2 protein-coding genes are annotated in these 1202 nt (G+C 66.8%); one reads left to right on the top strand and one right to left on the bottom strand.

Annotated features, from left to right (window positions below; genetic code table 11):
• The coding region (locus tag ACZ7HQ_RS45685) for an ATP-binding protein (RefSeq protein WP_471003604.1) at nt 1-684 on the top strand (684 nt) is incomplete at its 5' end.
• Nucleotides 685-851: 167 nt separating this feature from the next.
• Here ACZ7HQ_RS45685 and ACZ7HQ_RS45690 read toward each other — a convergent pair.
• The coding region (locus tag ACZ7HQ_RS45690; protein ID WP_471003607.1) for a tyrosine-type recombinase/integrase at nt 852-1202 on the bottom strand (351 nt) is incomplete at its 5' end.

The raw sequence follows: 1202 nt of genomic DNA on the forward strand, positions 1-1202 counted from the left end.
TGGGGGGGGGGGGGGGTGGGGAGGGGGGGGGAGGAGGGGGGGAGGCGCCGTTCGGAACGACAGATCAAAGCAGCGGGCTTCCCACGGGAGAAGTCCCTGCGCGCCTTCGACTTCGACGCCAACCCGAACATCGACGCCGCCACCGTCCACACCCTCGCCAGCTGTGAATGGATCAAGAAGAGCCAGCTGCTCTGCCTGATCGGTGACTCCGGCACAGGCAAGTCCCACATGCTCATCGCCCTGGGCACCGAGGCCGCCATGAAGGGCTACCGCGTCCGCTACACGCTCGCCACGAAACTGGTGAACGAGCTGGTCGAGGCCGCTGACGAGAAGCAGCTGAACAAGACCATTGCCCGCTACGGCCGCGTGGACCTCCTCTGCATCGACCTATGCCGAGACCGCGACTATGCCGACAATCCGCTGGCGACGGTTGCATCCTCGCCTGTCTGGTCTGCGTTTGAGACGTCGAGATGGAAGGGTGATCCGTTGGCGAGTGGCGTCCATCCCTGCGTGAGGGCGGTCCGGATGGCCTGGGCGACATCAGCGGGAACGACCGGCCTGGTCGTCAGACCGAACCAGTTCTCGGGGTGGTGCGAGCCGGTCTCGACGACGAGAACGGTTCCCGGGACGGTGGCGTCCTCGACCGCGAACGTCAGCGGACCCCAGCCGTTTGACTGGCAGTAGGTCGGCTTGTGGCGGACGCGCCAGCGGTAGGTGACGCCGTCCACGACGATGCGCCGGGAACCCTTCTTGACCAGCGCCACCGTCTGCTCCTTCGACTGCCCGTATGTCGCTCCGACACTCCCAGCCCGGCCTCGGGGAAGCAAACCATTTGAGTTTCCTCGGCATAGTCACAAGCGGTGGAGGAAGGCCAAGACTTTGTCGGTGGGCCGGTAGCGGCCCGGCCGGGCGGTGACGGGCGCAGTCAGCGCGAGCGCCTTCTCCTTGATGGTCATGTCGGCGTGGACGTAGGCGTCGGTGGAGCGGACGCCGGCATGGCCGAGCCAGAGCGCGATGACCGTGGTGTCCACTCCGGCCTGCAACAACGACATCGCGCAACTGTGCTGCAGGACGTGCGGGTGGATGCTCTTGTCCAGCAGAGACGGACAGGTTCGCGCCGCGGTCTTGGCGTGGGTACTCAAGCGTTGCGCGACGGCGTCGCGACTGAGGCGCCGGCCGCTGCGGGTGCAGAACAGGGGGTC

The organism is Streptomyces sp. NPDC037290 (genome assembly GCF_055603245.1).